We start from the raw sequence: 19381 nt of genomic DNA, 5'->3' as shown, positions 1-19381 counted from the left end.
GTGAATAGCCCTACTCAGCGCGCCTTTGTCCCGCACTGCGTCATATCAATGAAAGCGACATCCGTTGACCGGTTACTTTTGGCTTTTGTAACAGGTGAGTTGAATTTGGTTGGCAAACTCCTGAACCGCAGCAGACTGCATCGCCTCGGTAGAATATTGCGGCGTATCGTATGCCATCATCACCAAATTCCGCAGAACTGAACCTTCTGGTCTTCCGCTGTCTGCAACCTTCATCATGTCCGACATGTTTACGCCTATCTGTCGGTTCTGCATTACACCCTTTGCCAGCTCCCCTAACTGTTGACAGAAGGCATCATCTGCACGGGCGATGGTGGCTCCTCCCATCAAGGTAGATAAGGCAATCATACACCCCAATATCAATCGCATTTTTCACCCCCAACTTACCCGTTACATCGTCCTTAGCACACCTCTGAATGCACGCTAAAGCTGATCGAAAACGTTAGTCCATCTATCCGCAGTAAGGGCGAGTTGACAAGATGTGTCGAGACGGCTGAGCCAGGAATGAAGCGATGGCGTCGAATTGGAAAGCACCTCTTTCGCTCTCCGAACACCATCAAAACGCATCGGGAAAATGCTGCGGCCAGCGACCCGGCAGCATCGCGACAATATCATAACGTTGCGAAAGGCGAGCAAAATCCGGCTGGCGTGCAAGCCAGAGATCGCTTGCGGCACGGATACGGTTTTGCGACGAGAAGGAAACGGCGTCGATTGCCTGTTGAGCACCGCGCCTCGATTTGACCTCGACGAAAACGGCGAGATCACCCTTGCGGGCAATAATGTCGATCTCGCCGAGCTTGGTGCGATGACGGATCGCGAGGATGCGATAGCCCTTGAGCATCAGAAAGGCTGCGGCGAGGTACTCGGCGACATGACCACGACGCCATGCCTTTTGCCGTTTGAGCTTTTCGCCACCCTGAAACCCTGGCTCAGGCATGGCGCTCCTTCATGTCGAGCAAGCGCTGATACAGCTCCTTGCGCGGCAGGCCGGTGAGACGCGCCGCTTCCGTTGCCGCCTTGGCGGTCGGCATTGTCCCTGAGAGATCGGCCAGAATGGCGTCGACATCGGCTTCCGTCGCGACGCTTTCGGCGGGCGGACCGACGAGCCAGACGATCTCGCCCTTCACATTCTCAACGGCATCATAGAATGCGGCAAGTTCAGACAGCGTGCCGCGGCGGAATTCCTCAAAGGTCTTCGTCAACTCGCGGCAGACGGCGCCCGCGCGCTCGCCGCCTAGCACATCGGCAGCAGCGGCAAGGGTCGCGGCGATGCGGTGCGGCGATTCAAAGAAGATGAGGGTCGCGGGAACGCTCGCGACTTCGGCAAGCCTGTCTCGGCGGGCCTTGTCCTTGGTGGGCAGGAAGCCGGCGAAAAAGAAAGCGTCGTTCGGCAGGCCGGAGCCGACGAGCGCTGCAAGCGGCGCAGAAGCGCCGGGAATGGGAACGACCTTGTATCCCGCCTCGATCGCCTGCACCGCGAGACGATAGCCCGGGTCGGAAACAAGCGGCGTGCCGGCATCGGAAACCAGCGCTACCGACCGCCCTGCTTCCAATGCCTGCAGCAGCCGGGGGCCGGCCTCGTCGGCATTGTATTCATGATAGGCGTAAGGCTTGTTCTGGATGCCGTAGCGGTCGAGCAGGACACGGGTCACGCGCGTATCTTCGCAGGCGAGCACGTCGGCGCCGGCCAGCGTTTCGAGCGCTCGCAACGTGATATCGCCGAGATTGCCGATGGGGGTCGCCACAAGATAGAGCGCCGGATCGAGCGGGCGGGCCGGAATCTGTGTGTTGTGCAGGCGGAAACTACGCGCTCCACCGCTTGTTTGGTCTTCGTTCATGCCGGTCCTGAATTCGCCTCGTATTCACCGCCTTTATGGGCGAGGCGCGGACGGACGGCAAGAGCGGCGCAAATCCTGTGGAGCATTGTCACCCAAATGTCGAATTGCCACTTGGCAAATCGCCTAAGCCTCTTGCATTCGGATGGAGAAGTCTGCCAAGTTGCCCGTCCAATCTTTCGGGCCTCGTCCGAAAACATGTCGCTCGGGCGCCTCGGGCCGCCCGGCAAGTCACGGTCGAAAGCGGTAGCATCCATGCGTATTACAATTGAGCGGTCGAACCTCCTGAAGTCGCTGAACCACGTGCATCGCGTGGTCGAGCGTCGCAACACGATCCCGATCCTGTCCAACGTGCTGCTGAAGGCCGAGGGCACGAGCCTCGACATGAAGGCAACCGACCTCGATCTCGAAATCACCGAGGCGACGCCTGCAAACGTCGAGCAGGCCGGCGCCACCACCGTACCGGCGCACCTGCTTTACGATATCGTGCGCAAGCTGTCCGACGGATCGGAAGTTCTGCTTGCCACCAACACCGACGGCAGCTCGATGACGGTCACGTCTGGGCGCTCGAAGTTTTCGCTGCAGTGCCTGCCGGAATCGGACTTCCCGGATCTTACGGCCGGCAGCTTCAGCCACTCCTTCAAGCTGAAGGCGGCTGACCTCAAGATGCTGATCGATCGCACCCAGTTCGCGATTTCGACCGAAGAAACCCGCTACTACCTGAACGGCATCTTCTTCCACACGATCGAAAGCGATGGCGACCTGAAGCTTCGCGCTGTCGCGACCGACGGTCACCGCCTTGCCCGCGCCGACGTCAGCGCGCCCTCCGGCTCCGAAGGCATGCCCGGCATCATCATTCCGCGCAAGACGGTCGGCGAATTGCAGAAGCTGGTGGATTCGCCGGATGCGATCGTCACGGTCGAAGTATCCGACGCGAAGATCCGCCTGACGATCGGCTCCATCGTCATGACATCGAAGCTGATCGACGGCACCTTCCCCGACTATCAGCGCGTCATACCCACAAACAACGACAAGGAAATGCGCGTCGATTGCCAGAGCTTCGCGCAGGCAGTCGACCGCGTTTCGACGATCTCGTCGGAGCGTGGCCGCGCCGTCAAGCTGGCGCTGTCCGACGGTCAGCTGCTTCTCACGGTCAACAACCCGGATTCGGGAAGCGCGACGGAAGAAGTCGCTGTCGGCTACGAAATGGACCCGATGGAAATCGGCTTCAACGCGAAGTACCTGCTCGACATCACCGCCCAGCTTTCGGGCGATTCCGCCGTGTTCCTGCTGGCAGATGCCGGCTCGCCGACACTCATTCGCGACACGGCCGGTGACGACGCGCTTTATGTGCTGATGCCGATGCGCGTATAAGAAACCAAAGCGCCCTGTTATGCGTTTGATTACGCAAGGGCGCTTTTATTTGGTCCTTTGTGGATTGCGACATTTTCTCTCGTTATTGCGTCATCGCATTGCAAGATCAGAGAAGAGCGATATGTAAGTCGTGACCGTAACATTTGGTGGGGGAGAGCATGGCGCTGCGTCTCAAGGAACGGCTTGGCAAGAAGTTCGACGAAGAGATCCGTTTCTTCAAAGGCATGATGCAAGGACCCAAAACCGTCGGGTCGATCGTTCCCACCTCATCGATTACAGCGCGCAAGATGGCTAGTGTCATCAACCTGCAATCCGGTCTGCCCGTGCTGGAACTCGGGCCGGGCACAGGCGCCATTACCAAGGCTATTCTGGCGCGCGGCGTCGAACCGCAAAATCTCGTCGCCATCGAATACTCGACCGATTTCTACAGTCATCTGGTCAAGCTTTATCCCGGCGTCCATTTCATCAATGGCGACGCCTTCGATCTCGATGCAACGCTCGGCGTTCTGCGCGGACAGACATTCGATTCCGTCGTGTCAGGCATCCCGCTGCTGAACTTCCCGATGGCGACGCGCGTCGCACTGCTCGAAAGTCTGCTCGACCGCATGCCGCCTGGACGCCCGATGGTGCAGATTTCCTACGGCCCGGTTTCGCCGATCATCGCCAATCCGGATCGCTATCATATCCGTCACTTCGATTTCATCGTTCGCAATATTCCGCCGGCCCAGCTCTGGGTCTATAGCCGCGGCTGAGACGATCCATGTTCGCTCTTTACATTACGCATCCGCAGGTGCGCATCGACCCCGACGTTCCCGTGCCGCAATGGGGGTTGTCGGAAGTGGGCGCAGCACGCGCGCGGGAAGCGGCAACAAGACCCTGGGCTCGCCAACTGGGCCGGATCGTCTCCAGCGGCGAGCGGAAGGCGATCGAAACGGCGGAAATTCTGGCGGCAGAGTGTGGGGTGCCGATCGACATCGTCGAAGCCATGCACGAGAACGACCGCAGCGCTACGGGCTTTCTCGCGCCGCCAGATTTCGAGAATGCCGCAGACTGGTTCTTCGCCAATCCCTACCAAAGCTTCAAGGGTTGGGAGCGCGCGATCGACGCCCAGATGAGGATCATCTCGAATGTCGAGGCGGCATTGTCGCGCCACGATCCGCAAATACCGATCGCTTTCGTCGGCCATGGCGGCGTCGGCACGCTCCTGAAATGCCATCTTGAGGACAAGCCAATCGCGCGCCAGGGCGATCAGCCGCCCGGTGGCGGCAATCTTTTCTGTTTCGACCTTGCGAACCGTGCCATCTCATGCGACTGGACACCCATCGAAGACTGGAAGGGATGGGCTTGATATGACCGCACGCGACCGCTTGATCGTTGGACTCGATGTTCCAAACCTTCAGGAGGCCGAGAAAGTGGTCGGCGCCCTCGGCGACGATATCCTCTATTACAAGATCGGTTATCAGCTCGCCTTTGCCGGCGGTCTCGAATTCGCGCGCGACCTGGCCGCCAGCGGCAAGAAGATCTTTCTCGACATGAAGCTGCTCGACATCGACAACACGGTGGCCTCCGGCGTGGAGAACATCGCGAAGATGGGCATGTCGATGCTGACACTGCACGCCTATCCGAAGGCGATGAAGGCGGCTGTCGAAGCCGCCAAGGGCTCCGACCTTTGCCTGCTCGGCGTGACCGTGCTGACGTCGATGGACGAACAGGACCTCATCGCCGCAGGCTATGAATACGATCCGCATACGCTGGTGCTGCGTCGGGCTGAACAGGCGCATCTGGCCGGCATGGGCGGCATCGTCTGCTCGGCGGAAGAGTCTGCCGCAGTCCGCAAGATCATCGGACCCGACATGGCCCTCGTTACCCCGGGCATCCGCCCGGCCGGCAGCGACAAAGGCGACCAGAAGCGCGTAATGACACCCGCCGACGCCATCAAGGCCGGCTCGAGCCATCTCGTCGTCGCTCGGCCGATCGTCAAGGCCGCCGATCCGAAGGAGGCGGCCCGCGCCATCCTCGCCGAGATGGACGCCGCACTTTAAACCACGACAGCAATCAAGGGAGGCAAGCATGCCAAAGGGATATTGGATCGCGCGCGTGGATGTCCGCGACCTCGAGAACTACAAGGACTATGTCGCAGCCGCGAAGCCTGCCTTCGAAAAATACGGCGCGAACTTTCTTGCTCGCGGCGGTGCTTACACGCCTCTCGAAGGCCCGGCGCGCGGCCGTAACGTCGTGATCGAGTTTCCGTCGCTGCAACACGCCGTCGACTGCTACAATTCGCCGGAATATCAGATCGCCGCCAAAATTCGTCAGCAGGTGGCGGATGCCGAAATGGTCGTTGTCGAGGGCATTTAAACCCTTTGAAAAGGTGACGCTGCAATGCAGCGCGATTGCACTTCACCTCCGCGCTCGGATCGGCTAAGACGAAACGATATAAGCCCAAACCAAGCCTTTCGAGGAGCCTGCCATGACCCTGTCCAACCTCCCGCCGCTCGTGACCGTGTTCGGAGGATCAGGCTTCATCGGGCGCCACGTGGTGCGTGCGCTTGCCAAGCGCGGTTACCGCATCCGTGTCGCCGTGCGCCGTCCCGATCTTGCCGGCTTCCTGCAGCCGCTCGGCAATCTCGGCCAGATTTCGATCGTTCAGGCCAATGTGCGCTATCGTAATTCCATCGACCGCGCCGTCGAAGGTGCTCAGCATGTCGTCAACTGCGTCGGCATCCTGGCGGCAAGCGGCCGCAATACCTTTGAAGCCGTGCAGGAATTCGGAGGCAAGGCAATCGCGGAAGCCGCACGCGGCGCCGGCGCTTCGCTGACGCACATTTCGGCTCTTGGCGCCGATGCCAACTCGCCTTCGGCCTATGCCCGCACCAAGGCGCGCGCCGAAACCGCAATCCTGTCGATCAAGCCGGACGCAATCATCCTGCGCCCCTCGATCGTCTTCGGACCGGAAGACGAGTTCTTCAACAAGTTTGCCGACATGTCGCGCACGGCGCCGTTCCTGCCCTTGATCGGCGGTGGCAAGACGAAGTTCCAGCCGGTCTATGTCGAAGATATCGCCGAGGCCGTCGCCCGCAGCGTCGATGGCAAGCTCAAGGCCGGCACCACCTATGAACTCGGCGGCCCGGAAGTGCTTTCCTTCCGCGAATGTCTCGAGACCACGCTGTCTGTCATCAACCGCAAGAAGGCGCTCATCTCGCTGCCTTTCGGCTTGGCGTCCCTCATCGGCTCGGTTGCCTCGCTGGTGCCGCTCATCAAGCCGCCGATCACGGCAGACCAGGTAACCCTGCTCAAGAGCGACAATGTCGTTTCCAAGCAGGCGGAAGCGGAAGGACGCACATTGAAGGGCATCGGCCTGCTGCCGACGCTGCTCGTTTCGGTCCTGCCGTCCTACCTCGTGCGCTACCGTCCGCAGGGCCAGTTCACCGGCTCCGGCAAAGCTGCCTGACGATTCGGTCAGCCGATGAAATCAAAGCGCCGCCCGGCCCTGCCGAGCGGCGCTTTTTGTTGCCTGCAAAAGACAGAATGAGCCTTTAACGTACGGGCAAAACGCCTTCATTCACAGCTCAGCGTTGCTCAAAAGACGCAGTCTGGAAATAGTAGCATTAACGTCAAATTTAAGATGAACATTTATTGCTATTCATCATTTCACTGACTAACACAGCCGCGCGTCTCAGGCTTGGACAATGAACCGGTCGGCGACGCGCTTCACACTTCTGCGGAAAGGCATTCTTCGATGGGCAAGTCTATCGCGCTTCTGTTTGCGTGCGCGGCACTGGTGATTCTTGCAGGCTCCTTCGTAGCCCGCGGCAGCATCGCCTCGGTAAAGGGCGAATGTGCGCCGACCTACGGCGTCGATCCCTGCACCACGGGTTCCATCGACGCTTCTACCCAAAACTGATCGGGTATGAAAAAGGCCGGTTTTCACCGGCCTTCATTTTATCGGTCGTCGTGATCGCAACCGCCCCTTGTCGGGTGGTCGCGCATCAGCCGAAGTAAAGTGCGATCAGGCCGACCGTGCCGACGGCAATACGCCACCATGCGAAGGGGGCGTAGCCACGGCGAGACACGAAGTCGAGCAGCGCCCGCACCACGAACAGTGCCGAGATAAACGCCATGACGAAGCCGATGACGATCAGCAGGCCCTGGTCCATGCTGAGATCGTGACGGCTCTTCCAGAGATCCAATGCGAAAGCGCCTGCCATGGTTGGCATGGCAAGGAAGAAGGAAAACTCGGCGGCCGAGCGCTTGTCGGCGCCAAGAACCAGGGCACCGACGATGGTGGAACCGGAACGCGACGTTCCCGGGATCATGGCAAGGCACTGGAAGAAACCGATCTTGACTGCCATCGGCCAGGAAAACTCATAGGCGCTGGTGTATTTCGGCTTGAACTTGATCTTGTCGATGACAAGCAGAACGATGCCGCCGAGGATCAGCGAGATACAGACCACCTTCGGCGAATCGAAAAGCACGGTCTTGATGAAATCATGCGCGATGGCGCCGATGACGGCAGCCGGCAAAAAGCCGAACAGGACGGCCAGCACGAAGTGACGCGCCTTGACACTGACGGGCAGCGCCTTGGCGATCTGAACGAGACGATTGAAATAGACAAGCAGGATGGCGAGAATCGCACCGAGCTGGATCAGAACGTCGAAAGTGGCGGCTTCCTTGAAGCCGAGAAAATGTCCGAGCAATATCAGATGGCCGGTGGAAGAGACGGGAATGAACTCCGTAAGCCCCTCCACAAGGCCTAAAACCAGCGCGATAATAATTTGTTCAGCCATATCGTGTCCTTTGTCAAACGGCAGGGCGGCCCGATTCGCTTGTGCAAACTAGGCCAAGATCCTATAGCTTCAACCGATGACAAATGACTAGGGCCGCAAGATCGCGACCCAAAAAGACTCCTTAGCATCAATCAGAAACACCCGAGTACCAATGCCGACGCTGTATCACCACCCGATGTCATCCTCCTCACGGTTCGTTCGCCTGATCCTGACCGAGTACGGCTATCAGACCGAATTGATCGAGGAACAGACCTGGGAGAAGCGCCGCGACTTCCTCGCGCTCAATCCCGCCGGCACCCTGCCTGTCTATGTCGACGACAGCATGCGGGCGCTCTGTGGTGCGGCAGTCATTTCCGAATATCTCGACGAGACCCACGGCGTGCTGAAGCGCGACCGCCGGCTTCTGGCCGAAGACCCCTTCCAGCGCGCCGAGATTCGCCGGCTGACGGAATGGTTCATGCAGAAGATGGAACAGGACGTCACGCGGCCGCTGACGCGCGAGCGCGTGTTCAAGCTGCAGATGACCGCCGAACAAGGCGGCGGCGCCCCGGATTCCAAGGTCATGCGCATGGCGCGCGGCAATATTCGCCAGCACATGAAGTATCTCTCCTGGCTCGCCGGCTCCCGGCAGTGGCTTGCGGGCGAGCGCCTCAGCTACGCCGATCTCGCCGCAGCGGCCTCGGTTTCCGTACTGGACTATCTCGGCGAAATCGACTGGACGGAATCGCCGATCGCCAAGGAATGGTATCAGCGGCTGAAGTCGCGCCCGTCCTTCCGTCCGATCCTGGCGGAGCGCGTGCGCGGTGTCACCCCGGTTTCGCACTACGCGGATCTGGATTTCTAAAGCGCTTTCGTTTTTCTTCGAACGGCGATAGCTCTCTATCTCTCTTCTTCACGCTGTTCCTGGAATTGCTCTGACGAGGGCTCGATATGCCCGTTGATCGCGAGGCCGAAAAAGCTGACAAGCAACGACGAGCGCTAACCGCGTTTCTGCGGGAGGAGGCTCGCGCCCAGGGTTTCGATCTCTGTCGCATCACAAAGCCCGACGCCATTCCCGAGGCGGCGGTGCGGCTCGGCCAGTTTCTCGACAAGGGCCATCACGGCACCATGGGCTGGATGGAGGAAACACGCGACCGGCGGGGCGATCCCCGCGTTCTCTGGAGTGAAACCCGCTCCATCGCCGTCTTCGGTTTGAACTACGGTCCAGACGAAGATCCGCGCGGGATTCTCGACAAGAAGGACAAGGCGGCGATCTCCGTCTACGCGCGCAACCGCGATTATCACGACGTCATCAAGGGACGGCTCAAAGAGATCGCGACACGTTTTGCCGCGCGCTCGAAGGAGGACGTCAAGGTCTTCGTCGATACAGCGCCTGTCATGGAGAAGCCGCTCGCCGGTGCGGCCGGCCTCGGATGGCAGGGCAAGCACACCAATCTCGTCAGCCGCGCCTTCGGCTCCTGGCTCTTCCTCGGCTCGATGTTCACCACCGCCGATCTCGAGCCGGATCAGACGGAGATCGACCATTGCGGCTCCTGTCGCGCCTGTCTCGACGCCTGCCCGACAGCGGCCTTTCCCGCGCCCTATCAACTCGACGCGCGCCGCTGCATCTCCTATCTGACGATCGAGCACAAAGGCCCGATCGAGCCGCACTTCCGGCCGATGATCGGCAACCGCATCTATGGCTGCGACGACTGTCTTGCCGCCTGCCCCTGGAACAAGTTCGCGAGCAGCGCTTCGGAGATGAAGCTCGTTGCGCGTGAAGATCTCAAGGAGCCGTCGATCGCGTTTCTGCTGACATTGGATGACGCGGCCTTTCGCACATTCTTCAGCGGCTCGCCGGTCAAGCGCATCGGCCGCGACCGTTTCATCCGCAATGTGCTGATCGCCGCCGGCAATTCCGGTGAGCGCTCTCTGATAGAGAGATGCAGTCAGCTGACACTCGATCCTTCGCCGGTGGTGCGTGGCATGGCCGTCTGGGCGCTCTCGCGGCTGATGACGGCTGGCGAACTCAGCGCATTTGCGGCACAAAGGGGCGACGAGGCGGACGAAGAGGTTCGCGCAGAATGGACATTGGCGGGGGTATAATAATGCATGTGATGATTTTCGGCTGTGGCTTTTCCGGAACGGCCATCGCCAAGACCTTCGCCGCCCCCGGCATTCGTATCACCGGCACGACCCGCTCCGCCGACAAGGCGGCTCTATTGGAGAAAGAAGGCATCGAAGCCTTCGTCTTCGACGGCGAAACGATCGATCCGGCTTTGGCGGAAGCGATGAAGTCCGCGACGCATCTCGTCCAGTCCATTTCTCCCGGCAAATCCGGTGATCCGCTGCTACGGCTGGCACAGCTCAATCTGAAGGCGTTGATGCCGAAGCTGGAATGGGTTTGCTATCTCTCCACCGTCGGTGTCTACGGCGACCATAAGGGCGCCTGGATCGATGAGCAGACCTCGCTGCATCCGATCGCCGAGCGCTCGGTCGAGCGGGTCGAGGCGGAGGACGGCTGGCTGCGCGTCGGCGTCAGGCTCGGCCTCCCCGTTGCCGTGCTGAGGCTCTCCGGCATTTACGGGCCTGGCCGCAACGCTTTCTGCAATCTGGAAAGGGGTACGGCGCGTCGGCTCATCAAGGCGAACCAGGTCTTTAATCGCATCCGCGTCGAGGATATCGGCAGCTGCGCCCGCTTCCTGTCGCATCGTCAGCTGGGTGGCATATATAATGTCACCGACGACGAACCGGCGCCGCCGCAGGATGTGGTCGTCGAAGCCGCACGCCTGATGGGTATCGAGCCCCCACCGGAACAGCCTTTCGAAACCGCGGAACTGACGCCGATGGCGCGCTCCTTCTACGGCGAGAACAAGCGCGTTTCCAACGCGAAACTGCGGGCGCTCGGCTTCGTCTTCGCTTACCCGGAATACCGTATGTCGCTCGCAGAACTCTGGTCCTCCCGCCGGTGGCGCGGCTAGGAAAAGTCGCCGGCACTCGACCCGAAATCGCATGAAAATTCCTACTTAGCCGGCTGGCTTAGTTCAATTTACTCCGCATTTATGGTTAATGACCTCTGAATTTGCACAAATGCGGCAGCAATTATGGCAAAGCCGGAAAATTATTTTTTCAGATTTCGTGATCTTTTGCATTGCAGCAAGGATGCGAGAAAAATCATTCGATTTTTAACTGATTTTATTAGGTTTTTTTCAGAACCGAGCAAAACCACTAAATAGTCATAGTATTGGATTTTAATCACGAATGTTACAATCTGTAATATTCCGTGATATCAAATGGCACGTTTTCGCCACTTTTGGCCGGATTTAAGCCCCGCCGCCTACCCAAGGCGCAAGTTCAACAGCTTGAGGGAAAACCCGGTTTGAATAAAGTAACGCGTTCTCTGGCAATCGCCGCAACTATATCCGCCTCCTTGGCTCTCCTTTCGACTGAGGCTTTTGCCTCGAATGGATGCGGTGGCGCTTCATGGTACGGGGGAAGCTCCAGAACTGCTTCAGGGGAACGCATGAGTTCCGGAAATCTTACTGCAGCCCATCGCTCGCTCGCCTTCGGTACGCGCCTTCGGGTCACCAACAAGCACAATGGCCGCAGCGTCGTCGTCCGCATCAACGACCGTGGACCTTTCATTCGGGGGCGTGTTCTCGATCTCTCCCGCGCAGCAGCCCAGGATATCGGCATGGTTGCCTCCGGCACCGCCAGCGTCTGCTACGAGGTTGTAGCCTCGAAGTAATCGGTCAATGAGGCCGGAAGCATCCAGCATTTCGGCACAACGCTTGCTCTCTCCGTCAATCGCGGTTACCACGCGGTTGGGACGTCTCAATAATCCGCCGCCACGTGCATTATTCGTGCGGATTGCTGAGGTGTCGGCGACATTTTGAAAGCGCATAAAGAGTTCCGATCAACTCAGCCAAGATTCGGAGCCACGCGCAAGCAGGAGAGTGTGAATGCGTTTAGGCGGCCGACTGCAGGGGGCCATCGAAGTTCTTGCCGATATCGAAACGCGCAAGCGACCGGTGGCCGATGCCCTGAAGGATTGGGGGCTCGCCCATCGCTTTGCCGGCTCCGGTGATCGCGCTGCGATCGGCAATATCGTCTATGACGCCTTGCGCATGCGGCTTTCCCATGCCTGGCTGATGGAAGACGACAGTCCTTCGGCGCTGGCGCATGCGGTTCTCTTCCGCCAATGGGGCCTGACGCCGGAAGCTCTGGCCGCCGAACTGGACGGTGATAAATTCGCACCGGAAGCACCCAGCGCCGAGGCCCTGTCCGCCTTCGGTAGCCGCAAGCTCGAAGATGCGCCCCGCCATATTCAAGGCGATATTCCGGAGTGGGTCGAGGACTCGTTCCAACGTGCCTTCGGGGACAGCTGGCTTTCCGAGGCACAGGCCCTTTCCGAACGACCGACGCTCGACCTTCGCGCCAATGCGCTGAAAGCCGATCGTGCCAAGGTGGTCAAGGCGCTCGAGCGTGCCGGTGCGCAGGCCTCCAAGATCGCCCGTTACGGCATTCGCATTCCCGCTGGCGAAGGCGCGTCCCGTCTTCCTAACGTGACCGCCGAGCTTTCGTTCCAAAAAGGCTGGTTCGAAGTACAGGACGAAGGCTCTCAGATCGTGGCCGATCTCGTGCTCCCTGAAGATGGCGATCAAGTCCTGGACTATTGTGCCGGCGGCGGCGGCAAGACGCTCGCCATGTCGGCCGCCATGCACAACAAGGGTCAGGTGCACGCCTATGACACCGATCGCCGACGCCTTGCGCCGATCATCGAACGGCTGAAGCGGGCGGGAACACGCAATGTTCAGGTCCATGACGAACGCAATGCCTTGCTGGCGCTGCGCGGCAAGTTCGACAAGGTTCTCGTCGATGCGCCTTGCACTGGGACAGGCACATGGCGTCGTCGACCCGACACGAAATGGCGCCTGACGCAGAAGAACCTCGACGAACGCACCAGCCAGCAACAGGAAGCTTTGGCCCAGGCCGGCGAATTTGTCCGACCGGGCGGTTCGCTGCTTTACGTCACCTGCTCCGTTCTGCCGGAGGAAAACGAGGCTCAGGTCAACCGCTTCGCCGCTCAGAATCCGGGCTTCGACGTGGTGGAAACCCTGAGCTCCTGGGAAAAGTTGTTTGGCAAGGACACGCCGCGGCCCCTTTCCTCCGATGGCAAGACCATCACGCTGACCCCTGCCTCTACCGATACGGACGGTTTCTTCTTCTGCCGTCTGCAGCGCAAGGGATAGAGCAAGATCAGAGCGCCTTCGCGCAAACACCGCGCCGGCTCTATGGGTCAAGAGCGCGAGCGACATGGGGACATGCCGCTCACGCTCTTACAGAACAGCTTTGGTTTTCGCACCAGCATCGGCTTAACCGGCAAAATCGAGCAATGCGCCTTTCGACGCTCATCCACCGTCTTCCCAAGTAAATCCACGGACCTTCCGGGTTGAAGCCCATGGTTTAGTCGCTTAAAACCATTCTAAACTAGAGCGTTTGACACAAGTTTATTTTTCATACATGACACAAAACGCCAAGTTTTTGACGGTGCCCCCACCGTCATCAGGAGAGGGAACATGAAACTCAAGATCAATTTTGGCGCCGTGCTCGCGGTAGCCGTTGCTACGACTGCCTTGTCCGGCCTGCCCGCCCTTGCTGCCACTCCCGAGCCGGCAGCTGTCCTCAAGCATTATGCGGAAGTTGCGCATGCCAAGTATCAGGACTCCCTGACCTTGGCGGAGAAGCTCGACAAAGCCATCGATGCTCTTCTCGCCAACCCCAATGACAAGACGCTGAAGGCGGCACGCGCGGCTTGGATCAAGGCTCGCGTTCCCTACGCACAGACGGAAGTCTATCGCTTCGGCAACTCGATCGTCGACGATTGGGAAGGCAAGGTAAACTCCTGGCCGCTCGATGAAGGCCTGATCGACTATGTCGACGCCTCCTACGGCACCGAAAGCGACGAGAACGCGCTTTATGTCGCCAACGTCATCGCCAACAAGACGATCAAGATCAACGGCAAGGATGTCGACGCTTCGCATCTGACGCCGGAATTCCTGTCGGGCACCCTGCATCAGGCAGGCGGCGTCGAAGCCAATGTCGCGACCGGCTATCACGCCATCGAATTCCTGCTCTGGGGCCAGGATCTGCACGGCACCAAGACTGGCGCAGGCGAGCGCCCGGCCAGCGACTACGATCTGAAGAATTGCACGCACGGCAATTGCGATCGCCGCGCCGAATATCTGAAGTCCGCTTCGAGCCTGCTCGTTGCCGACCTCAAGGACATGACGGACAAGTGGGCGCCGGAAGGCGAAGCCACCAAGCACGTCGAAGCCGATCCGAAGGCTGGTCTCACCGCCATCCTGACCGGCATGGGCTCGCTTTCCTACGGTGAACTCGCTGGCGAACGCATGAAGCTTGGCCTGCTGCTGCATGATCCGGAAGAAGAGCAGGATTGCTTCTCCGATAACACCTACAACGAGCACAATGGCGACGCCATCGGCATCGCCGCTGCCTATACCGGCAACTACACCCGCGCCGACGGCACCAAGATGAAGGGCCCGTCGCTGCATGATCTGGTCAAGGCCAAGGACGCAGCGCTCGACAAGGAAATGGAAGGCAAGCTCGACACGACGCTTGCTGCCATGAAGGCGCTCGTGCATCGCGGCGAAACGGTCGAAAAGTACGACCAGATGATCGGCGAAGGCAACAAGGAAGGCAACGCGACGGTTCAGAAGGCCATCGACGGCCTGCTCGACCAGACGAAGAGCATCCAGCGCGTTATCGCCGCTCTTGATCTCGGCACGATCAAGCTTGAAGGTTCGGACAGCCTGGACAACCCGAACGCCGTCTTCAAGAAGTAACAAGGGATGGTGGCAGCGCGACATCGCGCTGCCACTCCGCTCCTCATGACAAGCATTCCGGCCAAACGCGCCCTCTTGCCCGCCATCGCTGCGGGTTTTTTGGTTTTTTCAATCACCTTGGCCGTAGCCGGCATTCTCGATTTCCCAGAGGCACGCACCGATCTGACGCCCGAACAGCTGAAGCGGGTGCATGACGTCACGCGCGCTGCGACGGACTTTTCCAAGGCCGAGCCATACGAGGCGATGCAGGGCGGCGCGCTGACTTCGATCGACCCCGTCAGCCGCGATATCTTCTCGCAACCATCCGCCAATCTCAGCTCGGAACACGGCCAGGATTTTCATCTCGGCAACGCTCTCTTCCGCAAGCTTTGGGTCTCCGCTCCCTCCTCGACGCAGGCTTCCGACGGGCTGGGACCGCTCTTTAACGCACGCTCCTGTCAGAGCTGCCACATCCGCGATGGCCGCGGCCATCCGCCGGAGACCGCGGGCGCGGCGGCGACCTCCATGGTCCTTCGACTGGCGCGGCCAGCCGCCACGCCCGAAGAGGAGCAGGCGGTCAAGGACTATCGCGCCCTCAACTTCCCGGATCCGACCTACGGCGCGCAACTGCAGGATCTCGCCGTGCCGGGCCTTGCCGCCGAAGGCAAGGTGACGGTCACCTACAGCGAGGAAAAGGTAACGCTTGCGGGGGGCGAGATCGTGACTCTGAGCAAGCCGCATTACGGGGTAACCGATCTGGCCTACGGGCCGCTCGACCCGGCAACGACGTTTTCGCCACGCATCGCACCGCCCATGACCGGTCTCGGGTTGATAGAGGCAATTCCGGATGCCGACATCCTGGCCAATGCCGATCCGGACGGCAAGAACGTCACCGGCATTCACGGCCGCCCGGCGATCGTCCGCGATCATCGGACGGGCAAGATCGCACTTGGACGGTTCGGCTGGAAGGCTCAGAATGCGACCGTGCGCGATCAGGTTGCCGACGCCTTCTCCATCGACATCGGCATTTCCACGCCGGACAGACCGAACGCTTATGGCGATTGCACCGCCAAGGAGCCTCGGTGTCTCGCCATGCCGAACGGGGTACAAAAGCGCCTGGGCGATACGGAAGCGCCGGATCCCATTCTTCCGCTCGTGACCTTTTATTCCGAAAATCTCGCCGTACCTGCCCGCCGCAAGGCGAGCTTTCCCGACGTCCTGCACGGCAAGGACATGTTCTACCGCGCCGGCTGCGCCGCCTGCCATACGCCGAAATTCGTGACCCGGGATGACCTCAAGGGCAGCGACGGCAAGGATTCGCCGCAAGCCTTTCAGCTGATCTGGCCCTATTCCGACTTCCTACTGCACGATATGGGCGAAGGCCTGTCGGACGGGCAGCAGGTCGGTGTGGCATCGGGTCGCGATTGGCGCACGCCGCCGCTCTGGGGTATAGGCCTTACGCAAACGGTGAGCGGCAGACAGGCCTATCTTCATGACGGCCGCGCCCGCACATTGACCGAAGCCATCCTCTGGCACGGAGGAGAAGCGGAAAAGACCCGCAATGCATTCGCCGATCTTTCGAAAGACGATCGGCAAGCCCTCATCAACTTTCTGGAGTCTCTCTGATGCGCCACTGGAAACGCCTCGCAGCCAGCCTTCTTCTCACCGTTGCGGCCATGCCCGCGCATGCCGAAGACGCGGCCACCAATGGCGCCGGCCTGAACGAGGCGGCGGTCCCGGCAACGCTGCAGAAGGCAGTCGATGACGTCATCCGCCCCGGCTACCGGAACATGCATGACTCCGCCGCAAAGCTCACCACAGCGATGAAGGCGCTTTGCGCCGATCCCTCTGCCACGACGCTTGCAGACGCCAAGACGGCTTTCGGCGACACCGTGAAGAACTGGTCGCGCATCGAGATCGTCGACACCGGCCCGATCATCGACAAGAACCGCTTCGAGCACATTCTGTTCTACCCAGACCGCAAGGGTGTGGGCCTCAAGCAGGTGCAGGCCCTGATCGCCAAGGCGGATGAACATGACACGACGGTCGAAGCCATCGCCGGCAAGAGCGTGGCTCTCATGAGTATGACGGCACTGGAATATGTGCTTGCCGGAAACGGCTCGGACGTGCTCGGCAAGGACAAGCAGAGCTTCCGTTGCCGCTATGGCGCAGCAGTTGCCGGCAATATCGAGAACACCGCCAAGGAAATCGCCGACGAATGGGATGCGCCTGACGGCGTGCAGAAATCCTGGAAGTTTCCGGGCAAATCCAGCAATGATTTCATGGACAACAAGGAAGCCGTGACGGCATTGCTCGGCATTCTCGTGCACGGCGCCGCCAACGTTCGCGACCAGCGGCTGGAAACTTTCTACAAGGGCGATGCCGCGTCGGCGCGCCCGAAGATGGCGATCTACTGGCGCTCGGCCAACACCTGGACCTCCTTTACCGGAAATATCGAGGGCCTGAAGACGCTGTGGGAAAAGGGCGATATGGCGAGCCTTCTGCCGTCAGGCAAGCGTGACGTCGCCACCAAGATCGACACGATGCTGAACGAGCTCTCGACCATCGCCCCGACGATCAATCCCGATATCGAAAAAGCCCTCGGCGATGATGCAGAACGCGCCAAGATCGACAAGCTGCTTGCCGTCAGCCGTGATCTCACCACCGCGTTCAGCGACGAATATGGCGGCGCCATCGGCCTGTCGGCCGGCTTCTCCTTCGCCGACGGGGATTGAGGCAATGCGAAGCGGGCTGATCGATCGCAGAGCCTTCGTCAAGGCGGCGGGGTTGAGCTTCCTCGCAGCCCTGAAGCCCGGCGCGCTGATGGCTCTTGAACGCGCGGACGCCGTGTATGCGTCGGGCATACGCGCGGCCGACGGCTCCTTTGCCGTTGCGACAGTGACAGAACAGGGGCGGATCGTCGATCAGGTCGCCCTGCCCGCCCGCGCCCACGGCATGGCCTTTTCAAAGGCGACCGGAAAAACCGTCGCTTTCGCTCGCCGGCCGGGGACGTTCGCGATGATTTTCGACCCATGGAACAAGGGCGAACCGATTGTCATCACCGCCAAGGAAGGGCGCCACTTCTATGGCCACGGGACGTTTTCACCCGAGGGCAACCTGCTTTACGCCAGCGAGAATGATTTCGACAGGAATCGCGGCATCATCGGGCTTTATGATGCCCGAAACCGCTTTGCGCGTATCGGCGAGTACGAGACCTATGGCGTCGGCCCGCATGATATGACGGTTTCGGATGATGGCAGGGTTCTCATCGTCGCCAATGGCGGCATCGAGACCCATCCGGATTTCGGACGTACCAAACTCAATCGCGATCACATGGAACCGTCGTTGACACTAATCGACGCCGCCAGCGGCCATCTGATCGAGAAACACGTTCTGCCGCCGGAATATGCCCAGGTGTCGACCCGGCACGTCGATATCGATGCCAGCGGCCGGGTCTGGTTCGCCTGCCAATATGAGGGGCATCGCAACGATCTGCCGCCTCTGGTCGGCCATTTCTCCAAAGGTGAAGACCTGACGTTCGTCTCGCTGCCCGATGACACGACGCGGGCGCTCGGCAACTATGTGGGTGCGATCGCCGTCAATCGCGCCGAAAATCTCGTGGGCGTCACCTCGCCGGTCGAGGGAACGTCGGTGACGCTGGATGCGAAAACAGGCAAAGTGCTGAAGGTCGAGAATGTCCCCGATGCGGCGGGCATTGCCGCGGCCCAGCATGGGTTCGCCGTATCCTCCTATGACGGCGACTTTCTAAGCGAACACAGCGACGTCGCCTGGGACCAGCATATCGTCCGCATCGTTCGCGGCTGATCTTTCGAAGATCAATCCGCTTTGCTGGCTTCGATGAAGCGCCGTAGCGCCGTCGCCGCGTTCAGCATATGGGCACGCATCCGGCGCGCGGCCAATTCTCCATCGCCTTCGGCAATTGCCTGCATGATGGCCTCATGCTCCGCTCTCGACCGGTCGAGACGCTCCTGCTGTTGCAGCTGAGCGCGGCGGAAGGCCATGAGCCTGCCGTGAATGGCGATCGCCTGCTCCGCCAGAAAGCTGTTGTGCGTCGCATGATAGATCGCCTCGTGAAAGGCGCGGTTGAACGCATCGTAGGCATCCAGATCGCCTTTCTTCACAATGGCCGCCGAGGCGTCATGAAGCTCGATCAGGTGGCTGCGCTCCAAAGGCGTCATGCGATAGGTGGCAAGCCTCACGCACATGGCCTCGATCTCCGCCACCGTCTCGAACATCTCCATGATGCGCTCCGGTGTCATGCGGGCAACGACGACGCCACGTCTTGGCCGCATCTCGACGAGACCGCTCACCGCAAGCTGCCGCAGCGCCTCGCGAACGGGGGTGCGAGATGCGCCAAAGCGATCGGCGAGCTGCTGCTCGTCCAGCGCCGCACCGGCTTCGAAGCGCCCCATCGCGATATCATCGGCAAGCGCGTTTCGAATGCGATCGGACAGCAGCTCGCGGTCGTCTTCACCATCCTCAAGCTCATCCATCATTTCTCGATCTCCCGACTTATTCGGCC

Annotated in this window: 21 protein-coding genes; 16 read left to right on the top strand and 5 right to left on the bottom strand. The window is 60.2% G+C overall.

Annotated elements, in window-relative coordinates; genetic code table 11:
- Window positions 1-72: 72 nt before the first annotated feature.
- From HGP17_RS17865 to rsmI, 3 genes are all read right to left on the bottom strand, one after another.
- The gene (locus HGP17_RS17865) at window positions 73-387 is read right to left on the bottom strand and encodes a hypothetical protein (protein ID WP_168811363.1); all 315 of its coding nucleotides are present in this window, start codon (window positions 385-387) and stop codon (window positions 73-75) included.
- 187 nt (window positions 388-574) lie between these two features.
- Window positions 575-955, bottom strand: a complete 381-nt coding sequence (locus HGP17_RS17860; RefSeq protein WP_168811361.1) for a YraN family protein — start codon at window positions 953-955, stop codon at window positions 575-577.
- Complete coding sequence (gene rsmI / locus HGP17_RS17855; protein ID WP_168811359.1) at window positions 948-1856, bottom strand: 16S rRNA (cytidine(1402)-2'-O)-methyltransferase; 909 nt, start codon at window positions 1854-1856, stop codon at window positions 948-950. Before rsmI ends, HGP17_RS17860 begins: the two co-directional genes overlap by 8 nt.
- A 252-nt stretch (window positions 1857-2108) precedes the next feature.
- Between rsmI and dnaN the strand changes: the two genes are divergently transcribed.
- The 7 genes from dnaN to HGP17_RS17820 all read left to right on the top strand — a co-directional run bounded on the left by dnaN (window position 2109) and on the right by HGP17_RS17820 (window position 7131).
- Entirely contained in the window at window positions 2109-3227 is a 1119-nt protein-coding gene (gene dnaN, locus HGP17_RS17850) for a DNA polymerase III subunit beta (RefSeq protein WP_168811358.1), read from the top strand.
- A 158-nt stretch (window positions 3228-3385) separates the two neighbouring features.
- Window positions 3386-3979 (top strand): phospholipid N-methyltransferase PmtA, encoded by a 594-nt coding sequence (pmtA, locus tag HGP17_RS17845; protein WP_168811356.1) that lies wholly within the window; start codon window positions 3386-3388, stop codon window positions 3977-3979.
- Window positions 3980-3987: 8 nt separating this feature from the next.
- Complete coding sequence (locus HGP17_RS17840) at window positions 3988-4575, top strand: histidine phosphatase family protein (RefSeq protein WP_168811354.1); 588 nt, start codon at window positions 3988-3990, stop codon at window positions 4573-4575.
- Between the two features lies 1 nt (window position 4576).
- Window positions 4577-5269 (top strand): orotidine-5'-phosphate decarboxylase, encoded by a 693-nt coding sequence (pyrF, locus tag HGP17_RS17835; protein ID WP_168811352.1) that lies wholly within the window; start codon window positions 4577-4579, stop codon window positions 5267-5269.
- 28 nt (window positions 5270-5297) lie between these two features.
- Window positions 5298-5585 carry a DUF1330 domain-containing protein gene (locus HGP17_RS17830; protein WP_168811351.1) on the top strand — a complete coding sequence of 96 codons (288 nt, stop codon included), beginning with the start codon at window positions 5298-5300 and terminating at the stop codon, window positions 5583-5585.
- Between the two features lie 112 nt (window positions 5586-5697).
- Window positions 5698-6678, top strand: a complete 981-nt coding sequence (locus HGP17_RS17825) for a complex I NDUFA9 subunit family protein (protein WP_168811349.1) — start codon at window positions 5698-5700, stop codon at window positions 6676-6678.
- 288 nt (window positions 6679-6966) lie between these two features.
- Window positions 6967-7131: a hypothetical protein gene (locus HGP17_RS17820; RefSeq protein ID WP_168811347.1), complete on the top strand. Its 165-nt coding sequence runs from the start codon at window positions 6967-6969 to the stop codon at window positions 7129-7131.
- An 85-nt stretch (window positions 7132-7216) separates the two neighbouring features.
- On the opposite strand, the gene HGP17_RS17815 is transcribed toward HGP17_RS17820, so the two are convergent.
- Entirely contained in the window at window positions 7217-8014 is a 798-nt protein-coding gene (locus HGP17_RS17815) for an undecaprenyl-diphosphate phosphatase (protein WP_168811345.1), read from the bottom strand.
- 151 nt (window positions 8015-8165) lie between these two features.
- Between HGP17_RS17815 and HGP17_RS17810 the strand changes: the two genes are divergently transcribed.
- From HGP17_RS17810 to HGP17_RS17770, 9 genes are all read left to right on the top strand, one after another.
- Complete coding sequence (locus tag HGP17_RS17810) at window positions 8166-8858, top strand: glutathione S-transferase family protein (RefSeq protein WP_168811343.1); 693 nt, start codon at window positions 8166-8168, stop codon at window positions 8856-8858.
- Between the two features lie 86 nt (window positions 8859-8944).
- Complete coding sequence (queG, locus tag HGP17_RS17805; protein WP_168811341.1) at window positions 8945-10099, top strand: tRNA epoxyqueuosine(34) reductase QueG; 1155 nt, start codon at window positions 8945-8947, stop codon at window positions 10097-10099.
- A gap of 2 nt (window positions 10100-10101) precedes the next feature.
- Window positions 10102-10974, top strand: coding sequence for an SDR family oxidoreductase (locus HGP17_RS17800; RefSeq protein WP_168811338.1), 873 nt, complete (start codon window positions 10102-10104; stop codon window positions 10972-10974).
- A 398-nt stretch (window positions 10975-11372) separates the two neighbouring features.
- Complete coding sequence (locus tag HGP17_RS17795; protein ID WP_168811337.1) at window positions 11373-11741, top strand: septal ring lytic transglycosylase RlpA family protein; 369 nt, start codon at window positions 11373-11375, stop codon at window positions 11739-11741.
- A gap of 214 nt (window positions 11742-11955) precedes the next feature.
- Window positions 11956-13245: an RsmB/NOP family class I SAM-dependent RNA methyltransferase gene (locus HGP17_RS17790; RefSeq protein ID WP_168811334.1), complete on the top strand. Its 1290-nt coding sequence runs from the start codon at window positions 11956-11958 to the stop codon at window positions 13243-13245.
- A 327-nt stretch (window positions 13246-13572) separates the two neighbouring features.
- Window positions 13573-14859: an imelysin family protein gene (locus tag HGP17_RS17785; RefSeq protein WP_168811332.1), complete on the top strand. Its 1287-nt coding sequence runs from the start codon at window positions 13573-13575 to the stop codon at window positions 14857-14859.
- A 45-nt stretch (window positions 14860-14904) separates the two neighbouring features.
- Window positions 14905-16464 (top strand): di-heme oxidoredictase family protein, encoded by a 1560-nt coding sequence (locus tag HGP17_RS17780; protein ID WP_168811974.1) that lies wholly within the window; start codon window positions 14905-14907, stop codon window positions 16462-16464.
- Window positions 16465-16514: 50 nt separating this feature from the next.
- Window positions 16515-17573, top strand: coding sequence for an imelysin family protein (locus HGP17_RS17775; protein ID WP_246704150.1), 1059 nt, complete (start codon window positions 16515-16517; stop codon window positions 17571-17573).
- Between the two features lie 4 nt (window positions 17574-17577).
- Window positions 17578-18663 (top strand): DUF1513 domain-containing protein, encoded by a 1086-nt coding sequence (locus HGP17_RS17770; RefSeq protein WP_168811327.1) that lies wholly within the window; start codon window positions 17578-17580, stop codon window positions 18661-18663.
- Between the two features lie 11 nt (window positions 18664-18674).
- Here the strand turns inward: HGP17_RS17770 and HGP17_RS17765 are convergent, their stop codons facing one another.
- Window positions 18675-19355 carry a GntR family transcriptional regulator gene (locus tag HGP17_RS17765; protein ID WP_168811325.1) on the bottom strand — a complete coding sequence of 227 codons (681 nt, stop codon included), beginning with the start codon at window positions 19353-19355 and terminating at the stop codon, window positions 18675-18677.
- Window positions 19356-19381: the final 26 nt, after the last annotated feature.

The organism is Rhizobium sp. P38BS-XIX (genome assembly GCF_012641435.1).
Lineage (GTDB): Bacteria > Pseudomonadota > Alphaproteobacteria > Rhizobiales > Rhizobiaceae > Rhizobium.
The sequence above is the reverse complement of the archived record's forward strand: the minus strand, read 5'-3'. Positions and strand labels throughout refer to the sequence as shown.